General features: G+C 37.1%; 23 protein-coding genes. 20 read left to right on the top strand and 3 right to left on the bottom strand.

What is annotated here, in order from left to right; all coding sequences use genetic code 11:
* Positions 1-39 precede the first annotated feature (39 nt).
* The 12 genes from lhaT (at position 40) to ACQKIH_RS14435 (ending at position 10,402) form a co-directional block, all read left to right on the top strand.
* Positions 40-639, top strand: coding sequence for a lipoprotein heptaprenylglyceryl N-acetyltransferase LhaT (gene lhaT / locus ACQKIH_RS14490; RefSeq protein WP_057982250.1), 600 nt, complete (start codon positions 40-42; stop codon positions 637-639).
* 54 nt (positions 640-693) lie between these two features.
* On the top strand, positions 694-1,377 hold the full coding sequence (locus tag ACQKIH_RS14485) for a zinc metallopeptidase (RefSeq protein WP_057982253.1): 684 nt from the start codon (positions 694-696) through the stop codon (positions 1,375-1,377).
* A 350-nt stretch (positions 1,378-1,727) separates the two neighbouring features.
* Entirely contained in the window at positions 1,728-2,525 is a 798-nt protein-coding gene (gene dapB / locus ACQKIH_RS14480; RefSeq protein WP_427767242.1) for a 4-hydroxy-tetrahydrodipicolinate reductase, read from the top strand.
* A 17-nt stretch (positions 2,526-2,542) separates the two neighbouring features.
* The gene (mgsA, locus tag ACQKIH_RS14475; RefSeq protein ID WP_427767239.1) at positions 2,543-2,947 is read left to right on the top strand and encodes a methylglyoxal synthase; all 405 of its coding nucleotides are present in this window, start codon (positions 2,543-2,545) and stop codon (positions 2,945-2,947) included.
* Positions 2,948-2,988: 41 nt separating this feature from the next.
* Positions 2,989-4,122, top strand: a complete 1,134-nt coding sequence (gene bshA, locus ACQKIH_RS14470) for an N-acetyl-alpha-D-glucosaminyl L-malate synthase BshA (RefSeq protein ID WP_057982258.1) — start codon at positions 2,989-2,991, stop codon at positions 4,120-4,122.
* A complete protein-coding gene (locus tag ACQKIH_RS14465) occupies positions 4,119-5,294 on the top strand; it encodes a CCA tRNA nucleotidyltransferase (protein ID WP_427767236.1) in 1,176 nt (391 codons plus the stop codon). The genes bshA and ACQKIH_RS14465 overlap by 4 nt, the downstream gene beginning before the upstream one ends.
* Positions 5,272-6,258: a biotin--[acetyl-CoA-carboxylase] ligase gene (locus tag ACQKIH_RS14460; RefSeq protein WP_427767234.1), complete on the top strand. Its 987-nt coding sequence runs from the start codon at positions 5,272-5,274 to the stop codon at positions 6,256-6,258. The genes ACQKIH_RS14465 and ACQKIH_RS14460 overlap by 23 nt, the downstream gene beginning before the upstream one ends.
* A 305-nt stretch (positions 6,259-6,563) precedes the next feature.
* Positions 6,564-7,403 (top strand): 3-methyl-2-oxobutanoate hydroxymethyltransferase, encoded by an 840-nt coding sequence (gene panB / locus ACQKIH_RS14455; RefSeq protein WP_427767231.1) that lies wholly within the window; start codon positions 6,564-6,566, stop codon positions 7,401-7,403.
* The gene (gene panC, locus ACQKIH_RS14450; RefSeq protein ID WP_427767228.1) at positions 7,400-8,263 is read left to right on the top strand and encodes a pantoate--beta-alanine ligase; all 864 of its coding nucleotides are present in this window, start codon (positions 7,400-7,402) and stop codon (positions 8,261-8,263) included. Before panB ends, panC begins: the two co-directional genes overlap by 4 nt.
* Positions 8,256-8,639, top strand: a complete 384-nt coding sequence (gene panD, locus ACQKIH_RS14445) for an aspartate 1-decarboxylase (protein ID WP_427767224.1) — start codon at positions 8,256-8,258, stop codon at positions 8,637-8,639. Before panC ends, panD begins: the two co-directional genes overlap by 8 nt.
* Before the next feature lie 219 nt (positions 8,640-8,858).
* On the top strand, positions 8,859-9,260 hold the full coding sequence (locus ACQKIH_RS14440) for a 3D domain-containing protein (protein WP_427767221.1): 402 nt from the start codon (positions 8,859-8,861) through the stop codon (positions 9,258-9,260).
* Between the two features lie 185 nt (positions 9,261-9,445).
* Positions 9,446-10,402, top strand: coding sequence for a carbohydrate kinase family protein (locus ACQKIH_RS14435; RefSeq protein WP_427767219.1), 957 nt, complete (start codon positions 9,446-9,448; stop codon positions 10,400-10,402).
* Positions 10,403-10,644: 242 nt separating this feature from the next.
* Here ACQKIH_RS14435 and ACQKIH_RS14430 read toward each other — a convergent pair whose 3' ends face one another.
* The gene (locus ACQKIH_RS14430) at positions 10,645-11,283 is read right to left on the bottom strand and encodes an exosporium glycoprotein BclB-related protein (RefSeq protein WP_427767217.1); all 639 of its coding nucleotides are present in this window, start codon (positions 11,281-11,283) and stop codon (positions 10,645-10,647) included.
* A gap of 390 nt (positions 11,284-11,673) precedes the next feature.
* Positions 11,674-12,903, bottom strand: coding sequence for a hypothetical protein (locus ACQKIH_RS14425; protein WP_427767215.1), 1,230 nt, complete (start codon positions 12,901-12,903; stop codon positions 11,674-11,676).
* A 304-nt stretch (positions 12,904-13,207) separates the two neighbouring features.
* On the opposite strand from ACQKIH_RS14425, the gene ACQKIH_RS14420 reads away from it, so the two are divergent.
* From ACQKIH_RS14420 to ACQKIH_RS14405, 4 genes are all read left to right on the top strand, one after another.
* Positions 13,208-13,852, top strand: a complete 645-nt coding sequence (locus ACQKIH_RS14420; protein WP_427767212.1) for a BMQ_0737 family morphogenetic spore coat protein — start codon at positions 13,208-13,210, stop codon at positions 13,850-13,852.
* A 142-nt stretch (positions 13,853-13,994) separates the two neighbouring features.
* Complete coding sequence (locus ACQKIH_RS14415) at positions 13,995-14,570, top strand: hypothetical protein (RefSeq protein ID WP_427767210.1); 576 nt, start codon at positions 13,995-13,997, stop codon at positions 14,568-14,570.
* Positions 14,563-14,865 carry a hypothetical protein gene (locus ACQKIH_RS14410; RefSeq protein ID WP_427767207.1) on the top strand — a complete coding sequence of 101 codons (303 nt, stop codon included), beginning with the start codon at positions 14,563-14,565 and terminating at the stop codon, positions 14,863-14,865. The genes ACQKIH_RS14415 and ACQKIH_RS14410 overlap by 8 nt, the downstream gene beginning before the upstream one ends.
* A gap of 15 nt (positions 14,866-14,880) precedes the next feature.
* Positions 14,881-15,717, top strand: coding sequence for a hypothetical protein (locus ACQKIH_RS14405; protein WP_427767205.1), 837 nt, complete (start codon positions 14,881-14,883; stop codon positions 15,715-15,717).
* A gap of 182 nt (positions 15,718-15,899) precedes the next feature.
* Here the strand turns inward: ACQKIH_RS14405 and ACQKIH_RS14400 are convergent, their stop codons facing one another.
* Complete coding sequence (locus ACQKIH_RS14400; protein ID WP_427767202.1) at positions 15,900-16,379, bottom strand: hypothetical protein; 480 nt, start codon at positions 16,377-16,379, stop codon at positions 15,900-15,902.
* Between the two features lie 542 nt (positions 16,380-16,921).
* Between ACQKIH_RS14400 and ACQKIH_RS14395 the strand changes: the two genes are divergently transcribed.
* From ACQKIH_RS14395 to ACQKIH_RS14380, 4 genes are all read left to right on the top strand, one after another.
* Positions 16,922-18,529, top strand: coding sequence for a spore germination protein (locus tag ACQKIH_RS14395; protein ID WP_427767199.1), 1,608 nt, complete (start codon positions 16,922-16,924; stop codon positions 18,527-18,529).
* Between the two features lie 21 nt (positions 18,530-18,550).
* Complete coding sequence (locus ACQKIH_RS14390) at positions 18,551-19,738, top strand: Ger(x)C family spore germination protein (protein ID WP_427767196.1); 1,188 nt, start codon at positions 18,551-18,553, stop codon at positions 19,736-19,738.
* An 82-nt stretch (positions 19,739-19,820) separates the two neighbouring features.
* On the top strand, positions 19,821-20,933 hold the full coding sequence (locus ACQKIH_RS14385; RefSeq protein WP_427767193.1) for a GerAB/ArcD/ProY family transporter: 1,113 nt from the start codon (positions 19,821-19,823) through the stop codon (positions 20,931-20,933).
* A 195-nt stretch (positions 20,934-21,128) separates the two neighbouring features.
* Complete coding sequence (locus tag ACQKIH_RS14380; RefSeq protein ID WP_427767190.1) at positions 21,129-21,455, top strand: pyrophosphohydrolase domain-containing protein; 327 nt, start codon at positions 21,129-21,131, stop codon at positions 21,453-21,455.
* Positions 21,456-22,027 lie beyond the last annotated feature (572 nt).

Genomic DNA, 22,027 nt, shown 5'->3' with positions numbered 1-22,027 from the left:
TTATTGAAAACTTTTTCGTATAAAGTAGGGGAGAAAATAATGAAAGCATATATGACACAATGGTGGTATTTGTTAAATCACAAAGCTTTTTTATTTTTACTTTTAGTCATTAATATTTTGGGAACGATATATGGATACTATTGGTATGGTAGTCAACTTGCTGATACTAAGCCGATTTTCTATATTTTCGTACCGGATTCTCCAACGGCAAGTCTCTTTTTCTGTTTTGTACTAGTTGGATGGTTACTTGGTAAGCATTTTAAATTAATGGAAGTATTAGCTTTAATTACATTAGTTAAGTATGGGCTTTGGGCAGTTGTGATGAATTTGCTCACACTAGCTGAAACGGGTGAATTAGGTGGGCAGGGATGGATGCTTGTTGCCTCACATTTTATGATGGCTGTGCAAGCTGTACTTTATTTACCAAAATACCGATTTGAACTATGGCATGTAATAGTGGCTGCTATTTGGACGCTTCACAATGATATTATTGACTACTTATTTGGGCAGATGCCATTTTATCGTGTAATCTATCAATATCCGAGCGAAATTGGGTATTTTACATTTTGGCTATCTATTGCATGTATAATGCTCGCTTTTTTCGAAAGTCGCAAGCGTGAATATTTGCAACGACTGTAAAAACTATTTAATATTGAGTATGAATTGTAAGAAATAGAAGGGATGTTCAATTAAATGGGAATGTATATTGTTTACTTTGCGATTATTATGTTACTACCGCTATACGCTCAGATGAAAGTTAAGAGCACATATAAAAAATTCGCACAAGTACCAGCACAAAAAGGAATGACGGGTGCACAGGTAGCACGTCAAATATTAGATCAACATGGTTTATCAGATGTTCGTGTCGTGCCTACACAAGGGGTTTTAGCGGATCATTACAATCCTGCTACGAAGACAGTCGCACTATCTGAAGATAATTATTATAACTCTTCAATCGCAGGAACAGCTGTTGCTGCGCACGAAGTTGGTCATGCGCTTCAGCATGCGGAAGCATACTCGTTCTTAACATTACGTGCAAAATTAGTACCAGTAGCAAATATTTCTTCGAATGCGTCTTGGATTTTTGTACTTATTGGTATTTTGGCTACTAATCCAACTTTCCTTTTACTAGGTATTGCTTTATTAGCAGCTGGTGTTGTATTCCAAATCGTTACATTACCTGTTGAGTTTGATGCGTCAAAGCGTGCGATGAATGAAGTTGTTTCGTTAGGTATTATCGGAAATAACGAAGAACGTTCAGCTCGCAAAGTATTAAATGCAGCAGCAATGACATATGTAGCTGCGGCTGCAGTAGCAGTTCTTGAGTTAGTGCGTTTAATTTTAATTTACACAGGCATGAATAATTCGGACGATTAATCTACCGGAAAATAAAAAGGGGTGTTAGGCAGTTAAAAGCCTAACACCTTTTTGCTATTGAATTTATCTTGTCCGGTAACATTTCATATCGGTGGGGGTATAAATAAACGATTTCCGACCAAGTAGATGCTAACCTAAGATAAAACATTGGTATATTAAAAGGTAAATTCATTAATACTAGGTCCCAATTTAGTGTAAAATATAATATAAGTGTGATTCCGCTAATTCCATCTTATTATGTTTCAATTTTTGAATTTTGACAACAAGTAGTGAAATCGATACGATGAAAAGTAGTATTTTAAAATAAATAAAAAATAATTGTATACATAGTTGAAAAGGAGTTATTAGTTATGACAATCAAAGTAGCAATCGCCGGTGCAAGAGGGAAAATGGGGGTAGAGGCCGTTCATACAATGATGAAGCAAGACGGTATGGATTTAGTCGCTGTTTTAGATTATAAAAATGGTGCGGCAACATTAGGTGGATTAGATTTATTTCCGGATCATTATACGGCGCCAATTTATACTGATTTTGAGCGATTAGTGGCAGAAACAAATCCGGATGTATTTTTGGATTTAACGAGTCCGGAATCGGTATATGAGCATACGAAACAAGCGTTGCAATATAATGTGCGTCCTGTTGTTGGTACGACAGGTTTTACAGAGGCACAGCTTGAAGAGTTAACGGAATTAGCAAATGACAAAAATTTGGGTTGTATTATTGCCCCGAATTTCGCAATTGGTGCGATTTTAATGATGAAATTTGCGAAAGAGGCTGCCAAGTATTTCCCTGATGTTGAAATTATTGAAATGCATCATGATAGAAAACTGGATGCACCGTCTGGGACAGGCATTAAAACAGCACAAATGATTAGTGAAGTGCGTGCGGAAAAACAACAAGGTCACCCGAATGAAAAAGAAACACATACAGGTGCAAGAGGGGCCAATTATGATGGCATGCATATCCATTCTGTCCGTTTACCAGGATTAGTGGCACATCAACAAGTCATGTTTGGTGGAAATGGTGAATTACTAACAATTCGACATGATTCATTAAATCGTGAAAGTTTCATGGGCGGTATTACGTTTTGTGTAGAAGAGGTTATGAAAAGAGATACATTAATTTACGGTTTAGAAAATATTATTTAAAGAATGGAATGAATCCTATGAAAATCGCATTAATCGCACATGATCAAAAAAAGGATAATTTAATCCAATTTGCAATCGCATACCGTGATATTTTAGCGCAGCATGAGTTATATGCAACTGGTACGACCGGTACAATGATTAATACAGAAACTGGTCTACCAATCACGCTATTCCGTTCGGGTCCTTTAGGTGGGGATCAACAAATTGGGGCAATGATTGCAAATGATGAGATGGATATGGTGTTTTTCTTCCGTGATCCATTAACGGCACAGCCACATGAACCAGATGTGATGGCGCTCGTTCGATTATGTGACCTTTACCACATTCCATTAGCGACGAATATGGGCACAGCAGAAATCATTCTGAAAGGTTTACAAGAAGGTTTTGTTGATTGGAGAAAACTGAAAGAGCGCAGACAATAAGCAAAACATTTCATTGAAAGTCAGAAAGGAAGAAGAGGCGAATGCGAAAATTAAAAATTGGTATTACATGCTATCCCACAGTTGGCGGTTCTGGCGTAATTGCAACTGAACTGGGCAAAATGTTAGCTGAACGTGGACATGAAATTCATTTCATTACATCGAGTGTACCATTCCGATTAAATAAAATTTATCCAAACGTCTTTTTTCATGAAGTGGAAGTAAGTAATTATTCCGTTTTTCAATATCCGCCATATGATATCGCCCTTGCTAGTAAGATGGCGAATGTCATTAAGGAAGAGAAATTGGATATTTTACATGTACATTATGCCATTCCGCATGCAGTTTGCGCAGTTTTGGCACGCGATATGAGCGGCGAAAATATTGGGATTGTGACAACGCTTCATGGAACGGATATTTCGGTATTAGGGGAGGATTCAACGCTTGCTCCTGCTATCAAATATGGCATTGATAAATCCGATGCGGTAACGGCCGTTTCGAATTCATTAAAGCAACAAACGTATGAATTAATTGATACGAATGTACCGATTGAAGCGATTTATAATTTTGTGGATGGCAATGTGTTTCGTCCCGTGGATGCAGGTAATCTAAAAGAACAATTTGGCATCGCTAAAGAGGAGCGAGTGCTGATTCATGTCTCAAACTTTAGGAAAATAAAAAATTTACCAGATGTTGTCGAATCATTTTTAAAAATTCGTGAAGCCATGCCTGCTAAATTATTATTAGTTGGGGATGGACCTGAAAAACAACGTGTATTGGAAATTGTCAAGGAATCTCCGTATGAGTGTGATATTTTATTTTTAGGAAAGCAAGAAAATATTACGGAATTATTTGCGATTAGTGATTTGAAACTGCTTCTATCAGAAAAAGAATCATTTGGCCTAGTTTTACTGGAAGCAATGGCGTGTGGTGTGCCGGGTATTGGTACGGCAATCGGAGGAATTCCAGAAGTAATTGAACATGGGGTGAATGGCTATTTAGTGGAGCTGGGTGATACAGACGCGGTAGCAAGTTATGCCATCGAATTATTAAAAGACGAACAAAAATTAGCCGCATTCCGTCAATCTGCACTAGATGCAGTCCAAAATAAATTCCATCAAGATTCGATTATCGAGCAGTATGAACAAATTTATGAACGATTGGCGGCAGCAAAATGAAGTTTCCAAAACAATGGAAATCCGCAATAGACGTCATTACAAAGATAGAAAATGCGGGTTATGAAGCATTTATAGTCGGTGGTGCTGTTCGCGATTATTATTTACAAAAGGACAGTTCGGATGTGGATGTTGCGACGAGTGCATTACCGCAAGAAGTGCAAGCCATTTTTTTACAAACGGTGGATGTCGGAATTGATCATGGAACGGTTTTAGTACTTGATTGCGGAGAACCAATTGAAGTGACAACGTACCGCACAGAATCTACATATAGCGATCATCGCAGACCGGATGAAGTGAATTTTGTACGGGATTTGCCTGAAGATTTAAAGCGTAGAGATTTTACGATGAATGCGATGGCGCTTCGTAACAGTGGGGAGTTCGTCGATTTATTTAATGGACGTCAAGATATTGATGCTCAGATTATTCGAGCCGTGGGATTTGCTGAGGAGCGTTTTCAAGAAGATGCATTGCGTATGTTAAGGGCGATTCGATTTAGTGCGCAAATGGATTTTTCGATTGAAGAAAATACGTTAAAAGCGATTCAAAATCAAGTAGAGTCTATCAAATTTATTGCCATGGAACGGATTCAAGTGGAGATGTCTAAAATTTGGACTTCACCAAATCCAGTGCGAGCGATTCATTATATCCAGTGGTCACAGCTCGATGCTTATTTACCAGGCGAATTTGATGCAATTGAATGGGAAACGTTTCAGTCGATGAACCGACAAGTAGGCTGGGCTTATTTTTGTTTAGTAAATGGGCATGATGTGGCATTACTATCTGCATACCGTTGCTCAAATAAGGATAAGCAATTTGTCAAACAAGTGCTTCTAGCGTATGAAAAGCTGCAAAATGAGGGCTGGCAACGAATGGATTATTTACAATTAGAGTTGGAGATTTTGCATACAGCACATCTTTTTGCGACTTGGCAATTTGTCCCGACGACGATTTCCTTTGAACAAATCGAAAAAATGAAGCATTCCTTGCCAATCCAACATAAAAGTGAACTTGCCATCAGTGGAAAAGACTTACTGCAATGGACGGCCAATAAAGCAGGACCATGGTTACAAACGACATTGCAAGCGGCTTTGTCAGCGGTCGTTAATGGTCAAGTAACAAATGATAAAGAACAGTTAAAGGAATGGTTTCATGCATTTAACGATGAAGGATGAAATATTACAACGGTTTTTAAAAGCAAATGGTGAGCCAATTTCAGGGCAGCAGCTCGCGGATGATTTTCAAGTTTCGCGTACAGCGATTTGGAAACATATGCAAACGCTCCAACAGGAAGGTTACGAATTTGAGACGATTAAGAAGCGCGGCTATCAACTATTGAGTGTTCCCGATAAAGTGGATGTAGGTCAATTAAAGCAATTATTACAAACAGATCGCTACGGTCAAACAATTCATTACTTCGACAAGGTAGATTCGACACAGCTCGTTGCCCATGAACTTGTTCGTGCAGGGGCAAAAGATGGCACGATTGTTATCGCGGAACATCAAACGACAGGTCGTGGTCGTATGTTGCGGGAGTGGGAATCAACAAAAGGGAAGGGCATTTGGATGACGATCATTATTCGTCCAACAATTCCCCCACATCAAGCACCGCAATTTACGCTTGTGGCAGCTGTTGCGATTATTAATGCGATGAAAGCGATGTTCAAAAACTTTACACCCGAAATTAAATGGCCCAATGATATTTTGATTAATGGAAAAAAAACGACAGGCATCTTAACTGAAATGATTGCTGAGGCGGATCAAGTGCAAGCGTTATTAATCGGCATTGGCATTAACGTCAATCAGCAAATAGCGGATTTTCCTGACGAGCTTCAGTCCATTGCTACGTCCGTTTCGATTGGTGAAGGGGAACAAGTTGACCGTGTGCAGCTTGTAGCACATGTCCTGCAATTTTTGGAGAATTATAGCGATCATTATGTCAAACATGGTTTTCAATTTATTAAAGAGCTGTGGGAACAGTCTTCTGGAACACTTGGTAAACAAGTAAAAGCGACGAGTTTGCGTGAAGTTGTGGAAGGGGAGGCCATCCGAATAACGGAAAATGGCGTCCTCGAAATTCGCCAAGCAAACGGTGAAATAAAAGGCGTTTATTCAGCTGATATTGAAATTTTAGATTAATAAGTAAGGATGCCACGGAATCGTTGTGGCAGTTGCAAAAAAATTAAATACTGTACGTTTTCTTCCAAACTTGTTATAGTGAATTTAGGACAATATCTAATTTTTGGAACCTTAATGGTTTCAATAGAATTGTACCTAATTAGCAAGACAAGTGAACGATAATAAAATATCTGCCTTGATCTGTATGGACAGGGACGGAAGAAAACACGCGTTTAAAAATTTTTTTCTCGTAAGACGCTACCCTTCTGTCTAATTTTAGATAGAAGGGTATTTTTGTTTTCTTCCTTATAAAAAGGAGGAGTAACATGAAAACAGTAACACAGTTTATCAAAATGAAAGAACACGGCGAGAAAATTGTCATGATTACCGCGTATGACTATCCGGGAGCAAAATTTTCAGAAGCAGCGGATGTCGATATGATTTTAGTTGGTGATTCTTTAGGTATGGTTGTACTTGGCTATGATTCTACAATGCCTGTTACAGTGGACGATATGATTCATCATAGTAAAGCCGTTCGTCGTGGCGCGCAAAATACGTTTATCATCGTCGATATGCCTTTTGGTACGTATCATGGCGATCCAAATGATTCATTAAAAACAGCAGTACGCATCATGCAGGAAACCAATGCCAATGCAGTCAAGGTCGAGGGCGCTGGGGAAGTCCTAAAAGTGATTGAAAAGCTGACGCAAGCGGGGATTCCTGTCGTGGCCCATTTAGGTTTACTTCCACAATCAGCAGGTGTATTAGGTGGCTATAAGGTGCAAGGGAAAACAGCGGAGCAAGCAGAAAAATTATTGCAAGATGCCCGTGCAGTGGAGCAAGCGGGTGCATGTGCGCTTGTATTAGAATGTATTCCTCACCAACTAACGCAGGCTGTATCCAACATTTTAACGATCCCTACAATCGGTATTGGTGCAGGAATTGAAGCAGATGGACAGGTGCTTGTCTACCATGATTTATTGCAATATGGAAATCATCATATACCTAAATTTGTTGAAGGATTTTCCCAGGTCGGTGATGAGATTGAGCGCGGCATAATGGCTTATACAAAAGCTGTAAGGGATGCGACTTTCCCGACTTTAGCCCATAGCTTTACGATGAAAGAAGAGGAATTAACGCAATTGTATGGGGGCGTAAAAAAATGAACGTAATCCATACAATTGAAGAATTAAGAGCGATTATTTTAGAAAACAAGCAAAAAGGAAAGTGCATCGGATTGGTGCCAACAATGGGTTTTTTACATGAGGGGCATTTAACACTTGCGACACAAGCACGTGCAGAAAATGATATTGTCATGATGAGTATTTTTGTCAATCCAACACAATTCGGTCCAAATGAGGACTTTGCATCCTACCCGCGCGATTTACAGCGGGATACAAAGTTGGCAGCATCGGCAGGGGTAGATGTTATTTTTGCTCCTTCAGTTGAAGAAATGTATCCACATGATGGGGGCATCTACATTCGAGCTGGTCAGCAAGCGACCGTATTATGCGGAGCAAGTCGCCCGAGTCATTTTGATGGTGTGCTACAGGTCGTTGCGAAATTATTTAATCTTATTCAACCAGATTTTGCTTACTTTGGCCAAAAAGATGCACAACAAGTGGCAATCATTCAAACGATGGTACGCGATTATAATTTTCCTGTAGAACTGCGGATTATCCCGGTTATACGTGAAGAGGATGGACTTGCGAAATCGAGTCGTAATGTATATTTATCCGCAACCGAGCGTGCACAAGCACCAGCCATTCAGCAAGCTTTGCAATTAGCGAAACATGAATTAATGGCATCGGGAAATGTTGAACAAAGCATACAGCTAGCGAAGAGAATCATAGAAGCGAAATTGGAAGGGAAAATCGATTATTTGACGTTCCTGTCGTATCCAGATTTAACTGAAGTGACGGCAGAAACCCAGCAGGTTCTACTTGCTGCGGCTGTATATATTGGTAAAACACGCTTAATTGATAATGTCATTTTTTCGTTAAAAGGAGACCCAGCTTATGTTTAGAATGATGATGAATAGTAAAATACACCGTGCGCAAGTGACACAGGCCGATTTAAATTATGTCGGCTCGATTACAATTGATCAAAATATTTTGGATGCGGTCGGCATGCTACCAAACGAGAAAGTGCATATCGTCAATAATAATAATGGTGCACGATTTGAAACGTATATTATTGCAGGTGCGCGCGGTTCAGGTGTGATTTGTGTAAATGGTGCAGCTGCAAGACTTGTTCAAAAGGGCGATATTGTCATTATTATTTCCTATGTGTACGTGGATAATAAAGAAGTAGCCGATCACCATCCGACCGTAGCGATTATGGGGGAAAATAATGTGATTGAGCAAATGATTGACTACGAACCCGAAGCAACAGTAATGTAATATTCATATAAAAAGGAGCTATTTTGATGGGAAATCAAAGTAGCTCTTTTTTTTGTGGAGTTGTGTCTGGTAAATTACAAATATTACATTTATGGGAAAACCGAAATAATTTGTAATTTGCAAAAAATATCCCTGTAATATTTCTGAAATATTAATTGAGTAAACTGTAAAGAGTTAGTATTTGTTAAAAGTACAAATGAGACGGGGGAAAAGACTTAAATGTTTCTAAAAAAAATGATTTTAAGCCTAGCCTTAATTTTAGTTAGTACGGTATTAATAGGTCAAACAACAAGTGCAGCTACGGAGGAAACTCTCGAAGATTATGAAGTAGTTAAAACATTGAATGTTGAAGCAAGTGCATTTACGGCAAACTGCTCAGGTTGCGCGGGTAAAACGGCTTATGGCATTAATTTAAAGGAAAATCCCGACATCAAATTAATCGCAGTCGACCCAAAAGTCATTCCACTTGGTACGAAAGTATGGGTTGAAGGATATGGAATTGCCATTGCGGGTGATACAGGTGGTTCAATTAAAGGAAACAAAATTGATATTTTTGTGAAAACAAAAACGATTGCTTATAATTGGGGTAGAAAAACTGTGGAAATTAAAATCTTAAAATAAATTGGTAAAACACAATGGAAGGTGACTCTTCTGTTGTGTTTTTATTTTCGGTGGATAGAAATGTGAAAGTGATGGATAGAACAATCAATCATCCAAACTGCCATGTAAAATTTGTATAGAAATCCAGTAAATCGAACAGCAAGTTTGGTAAAATCAAAATAAAATGAAAATCGGAGGGAAGATAGATGAAGCAAACGGTATTATGTATTGGGGAAATATTAATTGATTTCTTTTGCCAGCAAGTAGAAACCGATCTACAGCATGGGAAAACGTTTGAAAAACATGCAGGGGGTGCTCCAGCTAATGTGAGTGCAGCAATTGTAAAGTTAGGTGGACGAGCAGAATTTTGTGGCAAAGTTGGAGCGGATGGATTTGGTCATTTTTTAGAAAGCGTATTAATAGAAGCAGGCGTTGGTGTGTCGCATTTAGTAAAAGACGCGCAAACTCCGACAACGTTAGCTTTTGTTTCGCGCAAAAAAGATGGGGAACGCGATTTTCAATTTTTTCGTGGGGCAGATGAGCAATTGCTGAAAAAGGATATCGCAATCGAAATGCTGAAGAACTATCCAATTTGCCATTTTGGCTCTGCGACCGCGTTATTATCACCACCATTTTGTAATGTATATCGAGAGGTTTTTGAAGAGGCGGTTCAACAGCAACATTTCGTCTCATTTGATCCCAACTACCGAGCGGATTTATGGCCAAATCAACAACGCGATTTTGTTGAGAAATGCAAGCCGTATATTGAAAAGGCGGATTTCATCAAGGTGAGTGAAGAAGAATTATTTATTTTGACGAATGAAAAAAATATCAACACTGCGACAGAAAAATTGCTTGAAATGGGAGCGAACTTAATCGCTGTGACACGAGGGAGTAAAGGAACTCTTATAACGAATGGCAAGCAATTGCAGCAAGTGCCTTCAATTCCAGTGAAGTCAATTGATTCTACCGGAGCAGGTGATGCATTTGTTGGGGCGATGCTCTTTCAATTCAGTTCACTAACAAACCCTAAGCAAATTGATTTTGAAACAGTGTGTGTGATGGTGCGATTTGCGAATTATGTAGGGGCCATTGTTTGTGAAAAGGTTGGTGCGATTGCTGCATTACCTACTAATGGGGAAGTTCTAATGAGGAAAATTTAACAATACAAACCCCCATAGGACTACTCGAAAAGAGTAATCCTATGGGGGTTTTGTTCTTAAAGCCAATTCGTTTCATAAGCTCGAACTGGATTATTCGGATTTGTGGGTGATTATCCTATAAAAATGATGGTGTGGATGGACATGGTAATGAGATGCTCGGTTGCAATAACTTACATGAAACTGTGTTTTAGTTATTTTTTATTCGCGTACTTTTCGAGAAAAATCGCATATGTGATGTCCTTTTATTCGATTGTAATACCAGCACTTGCAGTACCTGTAAGTACCTGAATTACAGTAACTCCTGACACAGTAATTGAATACACCATTACTAAACGGTCACCCTGTGCTACAGGAATAGGCGCTAAGTTTGCTGAAGCAGCAAAAATTTGACCTATAGAGACAGCACCTGTGATTGATGGACTTAAATTAACAGATGCAGCAGTCGCAGTGTAGACAGCACTTGTTCCAGTAGCTTTATAGATTGTAGCATTGATTGTAGTTGTTCCGACAAGAGCAACGCCTAATAACTCTTTAAAAGAAGCAGAAATAGCAGTAATATTACCTGCACGTGGAACGACGAAAGCTTCAGTTACAACTGAAGATAAGTCTATCGTATTACCTATAAGAGCTACACCAGGAGTCGCAGTACCAAATCCGATTTGCTGAGGTACACCAACTAAACCAAGCGCAACCGTAGCTAATACAACAGGAGTTAATCCAGAAGAGAATGGAATGATGGAACCTCGGTTAACTGGTGGGACGATACAAGCTTTGTCAACTGCTAAAAATGGTCCAATTGCATTTTTACATCTATCGTGATTACCTCCGCAACCACAACCACAACCACATCCGCCATGTTTCATATGATTATTTGAGAACATTTGAACACCTCCTTTCTTCATTATCATATTTTCAGAAATGAAAGTGGTAGGGGCTATTAACTATGGGGACGTGTTAATTTTTAAACTCTCTTATTATGGGGGTTTTCTTCAATTAAATCGTATTGTTCGTCGCACAATATGTATATTAAAAGTAAATGTAGTACTGTTAAAAAGTAGTCGCTATGTTTGTCCTTCAAAAAGACAACAAACTCCCACTTAAGAATTTAAGGAATCCTAGGTGGGAGTACAATTGTCCGTAAAAAATGTAATGAATGTAAACTAAAAGCTGTGTGATATGAAGCTCTACTCATTTATATTTCACTATATAGGTGTTCTTAATGTAAAAGAGTATTGAGAAATTAAGTTCTATCGTTTTGAATGAAATATAATTTAACTCCTTCTTCTAAATAGGTTGAAAAATGAGCTAAATCCTTCTTTTTTGTGTTCCTCGGGCACCGTTTCATTTAAATCATTCAAAGGCTCTTCTTGAATGCCATTAATTTCAGAGGATTCGGTTTGAACGCTTATTTTTTCAATTGGAAACTCCAAGGAAACTTCATTGATTTCTTCTACTACCGCATCAATACAAGCTACTTCTTCATCTATTGGAGCAGCGGATTGATCGGTTTCTTCTATTATTGGATTAATAATTTTAACTTCATTAGCTTTTAGATCAGCAGAAATGTTTATTTTTTCTGATATTGAATCAATACTCTTAACGTCATCAACTATTGGAGCAACCGAAATATTATTTTCGTTAGCCGTAGTATTTGTGCTTTCCATTTTATCAATTATTTGAGCAGTGGAAGGCTCGATTTTCTCGGCTGCCGTAATTGAATTTTCTCTGTCCTCAACAATTGGAGCTGTTGAATCAACCATTTCTTCTGCTATCGAATTAATACCAACCACCTTATCAACTGTTTGAACAATAGAATTACTTGCTTTACTACCTAAGTCAATTAGTGGATTTTCCGTAGGTTCATTTTTATAAATCGGTATTTCCTGTACCGAAGATTCATTTTTAAAATGAAATGAGGAAGTATTTGAAATGTTTTTATACAAACCATTGTACATATGGCTTGGATGCGTACTAGTGGATTGAAAGTATTGGTGATTAAAATGTCGTTCTTCTGGTGGATTCTGCGTAACGGGTTTGCTTGCAACGGGTTTTTCAATAAAGGCATCTGGCTTCGTGTTACGAGCGAGCCCTGCTAATTTTTGCAATTGCATATAAGATGGCGAATTATTTGTAAGTAAAAAAGGCTCTTTCACTTGAGGGATTTCCTCAGGAATTTTATAAACTTCATTGGTAACGAATAAGGGGGTATCCATTTTGCCTTGAGTTCTATTTATGTCTAAATGTTCATCAACCTCAACTTTTACTTCCTTTTTTATTAACAATGAAATTTCTTGATTCATCTCCTCAACGGTTTGGTTAAGTATGTCAATTTGATTGGCAATTTGTTTTACTTTTTCACCATAGCCGTCGAATTGTATGCCTTGCTGTTCTTCTATTGTTTTAGAAAGCCCTTCAAGATGTGCAATTTGTATTTTGAAGCCGTCAAATTCCTCCTTCTTATTAAGAAACTCTTCTATAGAAGTCCCCTTTTTTAATGTCATTAACGTTTCCCTATATACAGCGATTTTTTGTTTTAATCTTTCAATATTTTGTGTGGAGTACAATTTTGTATCTTCCATTGTATTTCACTCCTTCCAGTCCATTCATATTTTATTGGAAATATACTCGTTATGTTACAAATGTCTCGATGTTTTGCGTTTTTTCTGTTTGCAATCAGTTAGAAAATCCTTCCTAAAGGAAGAGGAAAAATTCAAAATGAAGTTATCTAAAAGCCCATGCACCAATTATGGAAACCGCATATGCTACAAACGAAAGACAAAAAAAATTATGGAGGTGCCAAAAAAGATGCAAGAGATTAAGCCATCACATGATCGACGCGAATATATTTGTATCAACGTTGACAAGGTATATGACTGGGTTGTTAAGGAGATGTCATTTGATATTTCTCCAGCTGGACCAATTTCGTTTCCAGGTGTACCGGCAGGAGTCAATTTTGCTGGAGCAGCTGTTACATGTAAAGTAACACCAGCTGCGACGAATCCAATCGTTATTTTGAATCGTGAGGATCGTACATTTACGATTGAAGGTGCACGCGTATGTTTGCAACACCTGAGTGTTCAAAAGAACTTTGAAGTTACCCTTATCGTTACATTACCGAATGGAACAATGTATACGAGTGCAACAATTCCTGTTACGCGTTGTGAACAAGTTACATTGTGCGCGCCTAAAGGGACAGATGTAGAAATTACGTACACAGATTTAGATTGTTTCGTATGTACGACAGGTACGCTTACTTCTACAGCAGGTTTTATTTCGTTTACAGCTTTATCAATTTCGGTATCAGTTTGCCAAAGTATCCAGTCAACGTTCCCAGTAACTGTTGAATTCTTAGCAAATTACTGTGAACCACGAGCAGATTTACCAAGTTCATGCTCACCAACGGGTCGACCAAAGCAATGTCACGGACTATTCCCAAGTACCCATTGCTAATTGTGCTAACACAGCAGAAAAAAACATATGATAAAGAGAGGGATTACCCTCTCTTTATTTTTTTGCGTTCAATGGAATAATGGATGTCAGTTACATAAACTTTAGACTGTATGATTGTGAATTAAAAAAGGGGGAGCTAATTGTGGTTATCAACCAGGAACATTTGGAAGTGAAAATAGAAGAGCTTCAAAATCAAACGACAGCCTATGTATCTGAAATTAGGCAATTGATAGAAGGACTGTCGATTGCTCCAAATGCCAATGTTTTGAGTTATTTTACGGCATCATTAAATATTTCCCATGACACAGAACAAGAAAGCTTATGTTTAGGTAATTACCATATTCGTAATATTGGCAATGAGCCGTTAACAAATATATATTTTTGCATTAAGTTACCTGAGAATTCGCCATTTACCTTCTCTGGGCAATATGTTTATGAACACTTCAGCCAAAATTTAAAAAATTCGGCGAGTTGGGAGCGAATGAATGAGCGGGCAAACAAAGAAGAATTTTGGTTAAAACCATTAAATATTATGTCTATTGAACCGAATGAGACCATCATATTTCCAAACTTTCAACTAAAATGGGCGAATAGTACATCGTATGCAAGCACAATTACCGGCGTTACGTATTGCGATCAATTGAATGAGGGCGTGCCTGCGATTAATCCAATCAATCTGAGTGGTAGCGGTTTTATACAGGAGGAAGAACATGAGTGAAATTAATAATCAACAAACGGAAGGGCTCACGGAGGGCATGATTGGTGAATTTATGAAGGAGCATTTGACACATGTAAAAAAGTCTAATAGTGAAGAAAATAACAGTTTTGTATTTTTTGAAAAAAGTACGCTGAATTTATTATTAGAGCATCTGTTGACAGGGGATAAGCGAAATTCAAATGCTGTTATGAATGACCAATTTGGAGAAGTTGTTATGGTAAAGTTGGATGAAATGATTGAAAACAACCAAAAGGAATTTGAAGATATTATTAATACGCTTAAAAAATTTTTATAAGTAGGAGGCACTACGGTGGATAATGAAAGCGTCAATATGAATGATACTTTCCAAATGCAACAATTGATCATTTTTTTGAAAGCGGAGTTAGCCAAATATAAAAATGAAGTAGCTAAACACCAAGAAAGCGATTATTATTCACTTGTAGTAAGACTCGATGAAGAAAATAGTCAATTGCAAAATCAAAATAAAGAATTTTCTATAGAAATTTTGAAGCTAAAAAAAGAATTTGAAAATAAAACGAAAAATCATAATGAAATCATGTATAAGCAGGAATTACAACGGCTAAAACAAATTGCGTCCATTGAATCATTATTGAAAGATAAGGAAGAGTTAAGGGCATTAAACAAGCAATTGTCGGAGGCGTTGGAAGCTGCACAAGGTGAAATTGAAACGAAAAAAGAAAGTACAAACGTCATTCGAGAAGTGGATTTTAAGATGATAATCGAAAAACTTGAACAGCAGTTGGTTCATTTCACCGAACAAGCGGCTAAAAAGATGACTATTGTTGTTAACGACTTCGAAAAGGCTCATAAAGAAGGCAATGAATCGAATCATATGAAAGCATATTTAATAAAAGAAAACGAAGAAAAAAATGAGGAAATTACAAAGCTCCAAAACGAAATAAACAGTTTAAAACAACAAAATGAAACTCCGCTGCAAAATGAGTCATCCAATCAAAATGGGAAATACGCCAAAAACACGCATTTGCTTGCCTATTTAGATACACAAATGAAAAAGATGTTGGAGCAATCTATTGAATTCGAGGAACAATTGGATGTGAAATTGCGTATTCTTAATGAGCTGGAACAAAAATTAAATCAGCTTACGGATGAAATTGAGGGGCGGTAAATGTAGTTTATAGTCAGGATTCTGGCCAGTTGAATATCGTTATATGCGATGGGTTAAATAAATACCTGCCATTTCGGTAATATTACGGATGGCAGGTATTTTCATGCATTTTTCAAGCATGGATTAATAAAATGCTTCATTCTATATTTGCCAGTTATAAAAAGAACTAGCATAAAATAGGCCTAATTTTCAGCTTCCTTGTTGTTAATTTCAACGGGCTTCAATCGGAAATTTAAATAAAATGAGCCGAGTGCAGAAATGCATAAACAGGCTGAAAATGTCCAAACGTTAAAAAACAAATTGTTTGAATATGGATTTAAATAGCCAATTTCATATTCAAAATGCGGTTGTATTTTTTGTTTGAATTGGATAATTCGATAAACGGTAAAACTAAAAAAAAAAACAAATGTTAACAAGTAGATTGTTTTTAATATATCAAAATTTAATCGGAGGCACTCATGAATTTTTTCAAATACAAACATTATTTTAAAAAAGAAATATAAAATAATCAAAAATGGAAATGCGATAAAGAATAATGCATCATTGCCCCCAACATTCGGATTAGCTGGATTAAATGGAGCTGTTAAAAAATTAGCCATTGCAAATGCGGCAATTGTAATGACACCTGATACAATGACCCCAATACAAAAAAGTATCTTCATAAATGCTTTCCTCCTACAATTTCATTTCCTCTAAACAAAAACGATTGATTTCTATTGTTGCTTAATGCGATACGTTTTATTTTCTACTTAACGTTCGATTTCACCTCTAAAAAACAAAGAAAACCTAAATTGGTGATTTGAGTATATTCTGTTTGTAATTAAAACGAACGATATACTATATTTTCAAACTGATACATAGTACAAAGAGGCCTGTAGTTGTTATTACGGGGCAACTGGTCGAGAAGTTTGTGAATCAAGGGGATTTTGTGTACATGCTTGATTTAGATTAAACAAATATCGATGAGGCCCTGCACCAGTTTTCCGGAAGCGCAAGTGGTTTCGCAATGAAGCAGCGGTATAGAAAATTTCATCATTTTTCTTTCTATTGTTAGTGCATATTTTGGTAAATACTCTAAATTGAAGTATTAAACAAACAAAAGTAAGTAATACTAAAAATAGAAATACATACCACCATTCATGAGGGTATAGTCAAATGGTGAAAATAAAAATGGATTTTTCAAGGATGAAGAAAGCGAGGAATTATGTGGTTTTCAAAAAATAAAAACAAAAAAGCGTCAATTCCTCAAAGCCCTTTAACGAGCCCTGCTGAGGAACCCAAACAAAAAGTGGTCATAAAATTAAAAACTTCTCTTCAACAAAACATAAAAACGATACAAGAAGCTCTTGGAAAAAGTTCAGATATTGTTACGCGTGAAATACGCATTGGGAAACAAGGAAACATTAAAGCAGGTATTTTATATACTGATGGATTAACCGATACAGCTTCATTACAAAATTTTATATTAGAAACGCTTATGTTAGACCTGAACAAAATTGATTTGCAGGAAAAAGCTTCACCCGAGCAAAATCTGATTAGCGTATTAAAAGATGTTGCACTGACAGTAGGAGAAATTAAAGAAATAACGAGTCTTGAAGTGATAATAACGAGCCTATTGTCGGGGGATACAATTCTTTTAATCGATGGATATTCACAAGTTTTAGTCATTTCCAATAAAAAATGGGCAGAACGCGCGGTTAGTGAACCAACAGCCCAAACGGTAGTAAGAGGACCTCAAGAAGGATTTAATGAAAATTTGCGTGTCAATACGGCCCTCATTCGTCGGAGAATTAAGGATCCAAACCTAAGGATCGAGTCAAAGGAAATTGGAATGCGTACGAAAACGAATATTGCCATCGTTTATATTCAAGATATTGCAAATGAAAAAATAGTGGAAGAAGTTCGTTTACGTTTGGATCGAATAGACATTGATGGGGTTCTGGGAGGCGGTAATTTAGAAGGACTTATCCAGGATTCAACCTATTCACCTTTCCCGACCATTTTCAACTCAGAACGGCCGGATGTAGTAGCTTCTGAACTACTAGAGGGTCGCATAGCTATTGTAGTGGATGGGACACCCTTTGTGTTAGTTGTTCCAGCGCTATTTGTTCAGTTTTTCCAATCACCTGAAGATTATAATCAACGTACGATAATCGGAAGTCTTGTTCGTTTCCTTCGATTTATAGCATTTGGCATCTCTTTGCTTGCACCGGCAGTATATATTGCCATCACAACGTTTCACCAAGCGATGCTACCGCCTGCACTTCTCATTAGTTTGGCAGCCCAGCGAGAAGGTGTTCCATTTCCTGCATTCATTGAAGTACTCATTATGGAAGTCACCTTTGAAATTTTACGGGAAGCGGGTATCCGAATGCCGCGCTCTATCGGTTCAGCTATGTCGATTGTAGGGGCGTTTGTTATAGGAACAGCAGCGGTTGAAGCAGGGTTAGTCTCGGCTATGATGGTCATAGTCGTGTCAATAACTGCCATCACTAGTTTTGTTCCAGCATCTTACGAAATTGCGATTTCAGTAAGGATCATACGCTTTGTATTCATAGCTTTAGCCGCTACATTTGGTATTTTTGGCATTGTGATTGGTTTAATTGGCCTTGTTTTGCATTTATGTAGTTTACGTTCTTTTGGCGTACCTTATATGTCTCCGTTAGCGCCATTTAATATTTCCGATCAAAAGGATACGTTTATCGTTTTACCTATATGGAAAATGACGACTCGACCTCACCTAATTGGTAAAAAGAATATGGTGAAGCAACAAGATTCAGCCTCTGCAAAACCAGCACCACCAAAAAAATAAAAGAAATGAAGGGAGTTTGCGATGAAAAAGTACATGTTTGGTCTCCTATTTTTCAGCCTATTTCTTTCGGGATGTTGGGACCGGCGAGAATTAAATCAACTCGCCATTGCAGCAGCAATAGGATTTGATAAAGTTGATGATGAATATTTAGTATCTGCTCAAGTAGTTGTACCTTCAGAAATGTCCACAAATGGAGGGACGGGAAAATCGCAAGTAACCCTCTTTACTGCAAGAGGAGAAACGGTTTATGAAGCATTTCGAAAAATGACAAAGGAATCGCCAAGGAAAATTTACCCGGGTCATTTACAAATGCTTGTCATTGGTGAGGAATTAGCTGAAGAGGGAATCAGCGAATCATTGGACGTATTGTCTAGGGATCCAGAAATTCGGCCAGATTTCTTTGTTGTAATTGCTAAAGAAAGCGCCGCTACTGATATATTAAATGTAACAACAACGATTGAAAGCGTTCCAGCAAATAAAATGTTTAAAAGTCTTAAAGTGTCAGAAGAAGCTTGGGCAGGTACGAAAAGTATTAATCTTGATGAATTACTAACGGATCTTATAAGCGAAGGAAAAGAAGCCGCAGTTACGGGAATTAAATTAATAGGCGATCCAAAGATAGGATCAAGTAAACAGAATGTGGAATCAATTAAGCCCGCTGCTATTTTAAAATATGATCATTTAGCTGTTTTTAAAGGGGATAAATTGGTAGGTTGGTTAGATGAAAATGAAACCGTAGCATTTAGTTACATTTCAAACACAGTAAAAACAACCGTAAGACCTATATCTTGTCCTAATGAAGGGGAAGCTACAATAGAGGTTATTAAGTCCAAGGCTGAAGTGAAAGGGAATGTGAAGAACGGAAAGCCTGAAATAAATATTAATGTTCAAGTAAAAGGGAATGTAGGTTCGGTACAATGTAAAATTAATCTAAATGACTTGGAAACAATCGCCGAACTTGAAAAAAGTTTTGAAAAAAAAGGAGTAGAAAATGGAAAGAAGACGATTGAATCGTTGCAAAAAAATTATAATGTAGACATCTTTGGGTTTGGTGAAGCCATCCATCGATCGAACCCGAAAGAGTGGAATAAACTGAAAGATAATTGGGATGAAGAATTTTCTAATTTAACGACGAATATTAATGTAGATTTGACGATTCTTAGGACAGGGACTATAAATAAAACTTTCTTAGAGAAGGTGCATGAGTAACATTAAGCTTAAAATAATGATAAGGATTTACCTTTATAAAATATAAAAGAACCTTAAGGAAGGGATGCCATGATATGAAATGATGCAAAATATAAAAATAAACGCGTATCAATTTCTAGCTTTAGTAACGTTTTTTTCGATGGGGACGAGTATCTTAATTATCCCATCAGTTTTAGCTGATGGAGCGAAACAAGACGCTTGGATTGCAGCAATCTTCGGAACATTAATCGGACTAATCGTTATATGGCTATTTTGCTTAATCGCGCAATGGTTCCCGAATCTTACCTTTATTCAAATTACCGAAAAGATTTTAGGGAAATGGATAGGAAAAGCTGTCTCCCTTTTGTTTGTAGTGATGGCTTTTATTTATGCTGCAAGTCTTTTGTTTTATTCTGGGACATTCCTAAATATACATTTGATGCCAAATACGCCCATGCTAGCACTTAATATCCTTCTAGCGCTCGTTATCGTAATTGGTGTACGTCTCGGTTTAGAGACTATTGCCCGCTCTGCTGAAATATTTATCTTAATTTTCTTTGTTCTTTTTATCCTTTTAGTATTCTTTATTTTACCTGAAATTAAGCTGGAAAACATACAGCCTATTTTTGAAGCAGGACCACTACCCATCCTTCAATCATCTGTCTCTTTAATTGAAGTTACTGCTGTCGACGCGGTCGTTTTATTAATGATTTTTCCTGCTTGTATTAACAATTTAAAACAAGGTAAAAAATCCTTTTATATCGGATACTTAATAGGCGGATTGGTCATCATTATCCTGACATTTTTAAGTATTGCAGTATTAGGATCTTATAGTACGGCAGCTGAATATCATCCGAGCTATGAGTTGGCTAAAAGAATAAATGTCGGGGATTTTATACAACGTATCGAAGCATTGATGGCTGGCATATGGATTCTTGCCCTTTATTTTAAGACAACAATCTATTTTTACGCTGGAGTATTAGGATTAGCACAAATATTAAATTTAAAAGATTACAAACCTCTAATAGTGCCATTAGGGGCGATTGTCGTAGTCCTGTCTCTTATACTGTATCCCAATATCATGTATCAAAAACAATGGAACGCAACAATCGGCATATATTATTCCTATTCGATTGGCGTAGTATTACCCCTATTGTTAATAGTCGTAAATTCAATACGAAAAACACATTTGAAAAAAGAGAAGCCGAATAATTAATGTTGACTCTCATCCCAGTGCTTAAGGGAATTGAAAAGCGTGAGTGAAAGTTCAATTGCCCGTAGCCATGGTGTTTTATTTTTACGTTAGAGCGAAGTACAATCCCACTTTGTTGTGGGTTTTTATATGGAGTGATAATTGATCTGGCATATACTATAAATATAAAAGAAACATAGACAAAAAGGAGCGGGAAATATGGCAGTATATCATAAATTAGTGCGCGATTTGATTCCTCAAGTAATTGAAGCGGATGGTAAAATATGTGTCACAAAAGTGTTAGATCCAAGTGAACATTTAGGACAAATCAAAACGAAAATGCAAGAGGAAGCACTTGAGTTCCAAGAAGCAAATTCGCCAACTGATGCTGTAGAAGAACTTGCGGATATTTTGGAACTGGTGCATGCGGCCTTACATGTTTACGGCGTGTCGTATGAACAATTGGAACAGGTTCGCATTCAAAAGAAAGAAAAACGAGGTGGATTTTCGGAAGGGATTTATTTGATCGAGGTGGAGGATGACTAAGCTTCCGGTGATTACTTCTGATTCATCTATTCTGAGTTGAAACCGAGGATTGAGTGAAAGCTACATACTTCATCGAACAAATGTTTCGTACAATATATGTGGACAAAACAATTAGTTTCTACAAAATACAGGAGCAGAATCAAGATGTTGAAAGACTATTTGTTTTTTATGAAAAAGGCAGTTCTTTATACCAAAATATCCTCTAAAAAGCGTTTATTTGAATAATAATTTAATAGTGTTAACTAAGTGATAAGACCTATATACGCTTAGGGTCACCTTATTTCTTTGTTCAATTCAAGCTGAAAAAGTTTGAAAAGCACTATAATTTCAACTGTTTCTTTGTTTTTTACACTCTATAAAATGCTACAATCTTATGCAACGTGCTACTTATTTTTTGCTAACACTTGATTTTACAACGGTGCAAAAATAATCTGTGCATTTTTCAAATCAATTTATTGACGTTTGTCAATATCGATAGGTTCTTACGCAAAATCGGTGAATGTTTTTGTTCTTTACTATTTGGGTATAGTTATGAAAAAGAAAAAGGATGTGTGTAAAATGAACCCCTTCGA

This window comes from Solibacillus cecembensis (assembly GCF_050272495.1).
GTDB lineage: Bacteria > Bacillota > Bacilli > Bacillales_A > Planococcaceae > Solibacillus > Solibacillus cecembensis.
This window is presented reverse-complemented; position numbering and strand designations above follow the sequence as displayed.